This window comes from Acidovorax delafieldii 2AN (genome assembly GCF_000175235.1).
GTDB classification, from domain to species: Bacteria; Pseudomonadota; Gammaproteobacteria; order Burkholderiales; family Burkholderiaceae_C; genus Acidovorax; species Acidovorax delafieldii_B.
Window position 1 is genome coordinate 1 of the sequence record NZ_ACQT01000255.1, and the last position, 5,002, is coordinate 5,002.

At 66.0% G+C, this 5,002-nt stretch carries 4 protein-coding genes; 2 read left to right on the plus strand and 2 right to left on the minus strand.

Going from position 1 to position 5,002, the window contains the following annotated elements:
* Both ACDELDRAFT_RS19060 and ACDELDRAFT_RS19065 read left to right on the plus strand, forming a co-directional pair.
* Positions 1-760, plus strand: a 760-nt coding sequence (locus ACDELDRAFT_RS19060) for a 2-dehydropantoate 2-reductase (RefSeq protein ID WP_040329915.1), incomplete at its 5' end; no start/stop codon positions are given.
* A gap of 74 nt (positions 761-834) precedes the next feature.
* On the plus strand, positions 835-1,449 hold the full coding sequence (locus ACDELDRAFT_RS19065; protein ID WP_005799661.1) for a glutathione S-transferase family protein: 615 nt from the start codon (positions 835-837) through the stop codon (positions 1,447-1,449).
* Positions 1,450-1,631: 182 nt separating this feature from the next.
* Here ACDELDRAFT_RS19065 and ACDELDRAFT_RS19070 read toward each other — a convergent pair whose 3' ends face one another.
* Both ACDELDRAFT_RS19070 and ACDELDRAFT_RS19075 read right to left on the minus strand, forming a co-directional pair.
* Positions 1,632-3,212, minus strand: coding sequence for an ABC transporter substrate-binding protein (locus tag ACDELDRAFT_RS19070; RefSeq protein ID WP_005799662.1), 1,581 nt, complete (start codon positions 3,210-3,212; stop codon positions 1,632-1,634).
* 690 nt (positions 3,213-3,902) lie between these two features.
* Entirely contained in the window at positions 3,903-4,811 is a 909-nt protein-coding gene (locus ACDELDRAFT_RS19075; RefSeq protein ID WP_005799663.1) for a lytic transglycosylase domain-containing protein, read from the minus strand.
* Between the last annotated feature and the right edge of the window lie 191 nt (positions 4,812-5,002).

Here is a 5,002-nt window from a genome sequence, read left to right on the forward strand (position 1 = left end):
GGTGGCCGTCAAGGCCCCCGGCCTGCCTGATGTGGCCCGCGCCATGGGCCCGCTGATCGGACCGCACACCGTGGTGCTCACCGCCATGAACGGCGTGCCCTGGTGGTTCCTCGATGGCTTTGGCGGCGCTGCGCAGGGGCATGCCCTCGAATCCGTGGACGCGGGCGGCGTGATCGCCAACGCCATCCCCGCGCGCCACGTGGTGGGCAGCGTGGTGCACACTAGCTGTTCGCTGGAGGCGCCAGGCATCGCCCGCCAGCACTTTGGCAACCGCCTCGTCGTGGGCGAGCCCGATGGCAGCCGCAGCCCGCGCCTGCAGGCACTGGCCGACACGCTGCAGCGCGGCGGCATCGATGTGGAGGTGAGCGACTGCATCCAGAAGGACATCTGGTTCAAGCTCTGGGGCAACCTCACCATGAACCCGATCAGCGCCCTCACAGGCGCCACCACCGACCGCATCCTGGACGACGACCTGGTGCGCAGCTTTGTGAGCGCGGTCATGCTGGAGGCCAAGGCCATCGGCGAAAAGCTGGGCCTGCCCATAGCCCAGCAGCCCGAAGACCGCCACGCCGTCACACGCAAGCTGGGCGCGTTCAAAACCTCGATGCTGCAGGACGTGGAGGCGAACAAGCCCCTGGAGATCGACGCGCTGGTAGGCGCCGTGCGCGAGTTGGGCCAGATAACCCACACGCCCACGCCCCACACCGATGCCCTGCTGGGTCTGGTGCGGCTGATGGCACGCACGCGCGGCCTGCACTGACGTTTTCAAGCAAAATCGGCTGTTAGCGCTTATCCATCAAGCGCCATTAGCTATTTATTCAATAGCAAATCACCATGACCACACTCACGCTTTACTACACCCCCGGCACCTGCGCGCAGGCCGTTCGCATCGCTTTGGAAGAGGCGCAAGCCGCGCACCAGCTGGTGCGCGTGGACTTTGCGGCGGCCCAGCAGCGCACGCCCGAGTACCTCGCAGTCAACCCCAAAGGCCGGGTGCCTGCCCTCATCACCCCGCAGGGCACCCTGACCGAAACGCCTGCGCTGCTGGCCTACGTGGCGCAGAGCTTCCCGGCGGCGCAACTGGCGCCCACCGACGCCTACGGCCTTGCGCGCCTGCAGGAGTTCCACAGCTACCTGGCGTCCACCGTGCACATCGCCCATGCCCACCGCCCGCGCGCCAGCCGCTGGGCCGATGAGCCCGATGCCATCGCCGCCATGCAGCGCAAGGTGGCGCAGAACATGACGGAGTGCTTCCACCTCATCGAAACCCACTACCTTGGCGATGGCCCCTGGGTCATGGGCGAGCAATACACCGTGGCCGACGGCTACCTGTTCACCATCGCCGGCTGGCTGAAAAGCGACGGGGTCGATGTCCAGCAGTTCCCCAAGGTGCATGCCCACACGCAGCGCATGCTGCAGCGGTCTGCAGTGCAGCGCGCACTGGCCTGACCCGTACCACAGGCACAAAGAGCCCCGCAGCAAAACTGCGGGGCTCTTTTTTTCCTGGGCCCAGCCATCCAACCCGCCGCGCGGCGCCCACCCAGGCGCGACGCTGGCTTGAACAGACTCTGCAGGGGCGGGTGACTGCGAGGGAGTGCCACGCCTCTTGCGAGAGGCCTTTCCCCCGTTCCTCAATTCACCTTCAACGAGCGCCAGTCGATGCGGTTGTCCGCACGGTGGATGATCTCCACCTTCGCCGTGCCGGCCCATGGGATCACCTGGTTGTACAGCGGGATGTGCGAGACCAGTTCGTGCTCCTTGAGCAGTGCCTGCTCGATCAGTCCGTTGCGCGTGGTGGCATCGGTTTCCTTTTTCACGCGCTCCACCAGGGCGTCGATCTGCGGATCGGAGAAGCGGCCGAGGTTGAAGTTGCCGTCACCGCCCGCACCGGGCGAGCGCACCAGCGACTGCAGGCTGTAGAACGCATCGAACGTCGGCACACCCCAGCCCAGCAGGTAGATGCTGGCCTCGTTGCGCTGGATCATCGGGAAATACGTAGCGAACGGCAGCGTGCGCAGCTTGGCCTTCACGCCCACCTTGGCCCACTGCGCCGTGATGGCCTGGCACAGCTGCTCGTCGTTGATGTAGCGGCCGGCGCTGCAGGCAAAGTCCACTTCGAAGCCCTGCGGGTAGCCCGCGTCGGCCAGCAGCTTTTGCGCGGCCTTGGCATCGTAGGGGTAGCGCACGTCGGCCTTGGGCGTCCAGCCGTTGACCTGGTGGGCGATGAGCGTTCCCGTGGGCTGGGCCAGGCCGCGCAGCACCACGCGCTGGATGGCGTTGATGTCGATCGCCTGGTACAGCGCCTTGCGCACGCGCACATCCTTGAGCGGATTCTGCCCCTTGACGTTCGAGCCGGGCAGTTCGTTGCGGAACTGGTCGAGCCCCAGGAAGATGGTGCGGTATTCGGCGCCCTCAAGGACCTTCAGGCCCGGCGTCTGGCGCACGCGGGCCAGGTCCTGCAGGCTGGGGTCGATGATGAAATCGACCTCACCCGACAGCAGCGCCGCCGTGCGCGTGGCGTCGGACTTGATGGGGGTGTAGACCACCTCGGTGACGTTGGTGGCGAATTTGCCTTTGCCCCACCAGTGCGGGTTGGGCTCCAGCACCACGCGCTGGTCGGGCGTCCACGACTTGAGCACGAACGGGCCGGTGCCCAGCGCATTGCGGTGGGCATAGGTTTCGTCCTTGTTCTTGATGTCTTTGGGCTCGACCGACTTGTTCTTCTCGGCCCAGGCCTTGCTGAGGATGCGCAGCTCGGTCAGCTGGTTGACCAGCACCGGGTTGGGAACGTCCGAGAAGATGTCGATGGTGTGGCTGTTGACCTTCTCCACCCGATCGATGCCCTGGGCATAGACCGCGTAGTTGGAACTTTTGGACTTGGCGCGCTCGAGCGAGAACTTGGCGTCGTCGGCGGTGAAGTCGGTGCCGTCGCTGAACTTCACCCCCTTGCGCAAGGTGAGGCGCAACTGCGTGGGGCTCACCAGCTTCCATTCGGTGGCCAGCGAGGGCTCGGGCTTGAAGGTCTTGCTGTTGTATTCGACCAGCGTGTCGTACACGGCCGCGTGCAGGGCGTTGTTCACCCCCACGTTCTGGGCGTGCACGTCCCACGAGGACACATCCACGGCGCGCGCCCAGCGGAAGGTCTTGGCGTGCGTGGCCAGGGGCAGCGCGGCCGCGAGCGCGGCAGCGAGGAGCAGGGGCTTGAATTGCATCGGAAACAACGCCTTTGTATCAATGGAACAGGCCGACTATGGCCCAGAACAGCCCCCCTGCGGAACCAATTTATCGTTCTAACCATATTCCGCCCCACGGCCCTCGCACCCCGAAAAAAGAAAGCCCCGGACGAACCGGGGCCAGGAAAGCAGGCTGAGGAAGACTTCGACGAAGTCTTCCTCAGCCTGGGCTTGCGCTCTTGCATCTTTTCCTGCGGGGGACCGAAGGGGCCGTACTGGTGCGGGTCGGCAGGCACCCCGTACGCGCAGGGTGGGAAGGCCGCATCCATCGCGAGGGAGAGTCGCGCCCGGTGGGGCCTTCACGGGCCTGGGCTGGCTCAGCATGCAGGTCGCTCCGTCGCAGGCCTCTTCGTCGCTCAACTGGGGCTGTCCATGCTGCGCGCCGAACAGCATGTTGGTCTTGATGAACGCGAGGCAAACAGCAGCCGCGCCATGCCCGCCCCGTTGTTGAACGGGCCATGGCCCCACAGCGGCGGAAAGGTGTAGCCCGTGGCGCTGCCGGGCGCACCGTCGCACTTCCCCGCACCAATGGATCGCCCGGCCCAAGGTCCGATGGACCACAACCCAAGCCGGCGCGATGCACCGTGCTACCGCACTGATGCAGGGCACACCGGCTGCTTGGCCGATGCCCGCAGCACCAGACGGCCCACAGTGCCAGCGTACCGACCGTTACCGGCCCTGCAGCGCCAGCCCAATACGCTCCAGTGCTGGCGAGGGCTGCGTTACCGTGCGATCAAACGGATGTACGGCCGTGCCAAATGCCATCAGGATGCGTTGCACGTAGGCGCGCGTCTCCAGATAAGGCGGCACACCACGGTACCGTTCGACCTTGCCCTCGCCAGCGTTGTAGGCGGCCGCCACCAGCGCTACGTCGCCTTCGAAGTAGGCCAGCAGCCAGCGCAAGTAGGCCAGGCCCCCACGGATGTTCTGCGCCGGGTCGTAGGGGTTCTTGACATTGAAGCGCTCGCTCGTTTCGGGAATCAACTGCATCAGGCCTTGCGCATTCCTGGTCGAGAGCGCCCGGGTGTTGAAGTTCGACTCGGCGGCAATGATGGCCAACACCAGTTGGGGATCAATCTGGTACTGCGGGGCCATATTGCGCACCAGTTCCACAATCTTGCGCGGCGCTACCGTCTGGTAGTCCACCCCATGCCCTGCCACCCGGCCCGGCGCGGGCGATGACGGCGGCGGGCGCATGCACTCGGGCACCTCGCCGGTGGCGCCCCCGACGACCTGCAACATGCGCGCGGCCACGCCGAGCCCCTGCTCGGCGGCAGCCTGGAAGAAGAAAGCCGCGGTTGCATCGTCGCGCGGCACACCCCGCCCGTGGGCGTACATCCATCCAAGGTTGTACTGGGCCGCCATGTCCCCCAGCCGCGCACTGGCACAGTAAAGAGCGACGGCCCGTGCCGGATCACGCGCAACGCCCTCGCCATGCTCGTAGGCGAGGGCCTCCTGGCGCAGGGTGGCCGCAAGGGAGCTGTCGGGTTGGCTGGGTTGCGCCCGCGCAACCTCCCCCGCAACGGCGCAGAACAGCACCACCGACAGCGGCGCAAGGCTCGAAAGGCTCGGACGCATGCATTTGAGTATGCGCGCCTTTGTTCCATACGTCACGGCCCGAGCCGGCACATGCGGCAACGCAACGAATGCTCAAAACCGATGCCGGCGCTTGTCAGGCAAGCGCCGGTAGCTCCTTAAAATGAAGCGTTTTATCGCCCGCGCAACAGGCGCACGGCGTCGGGCAGCGAGTTCGCCTGCGGCAGGAAATG

Bases quoted from the DNA above. Each gene is read 5' to 3' on its own strand.
- ACDELDRAFT_RS19065 (WP_005799661.1), top strand. From the start codon at position 835: ATGACCACACTCACGCTTTACTACACCCCCGGCACCTGCGCGCAGGCC.
- ACDELDRAFT_RS19070 (WP_005799662.1), bottom strand. From the start codon at position 3,212: ATGCAATTCAAGCCCCTGCTCCTCGCTGCCGCGCTCGCGGCCGCGCTG.
- ACDELDRAFT_RS19075 (WP_005799663.1), bottom strand. From the start codon at position 4,811: ATGCGTCCGAGCCTTTCGAGCCTTGCGCCGCTGTCGGTGGTGCTGTTC.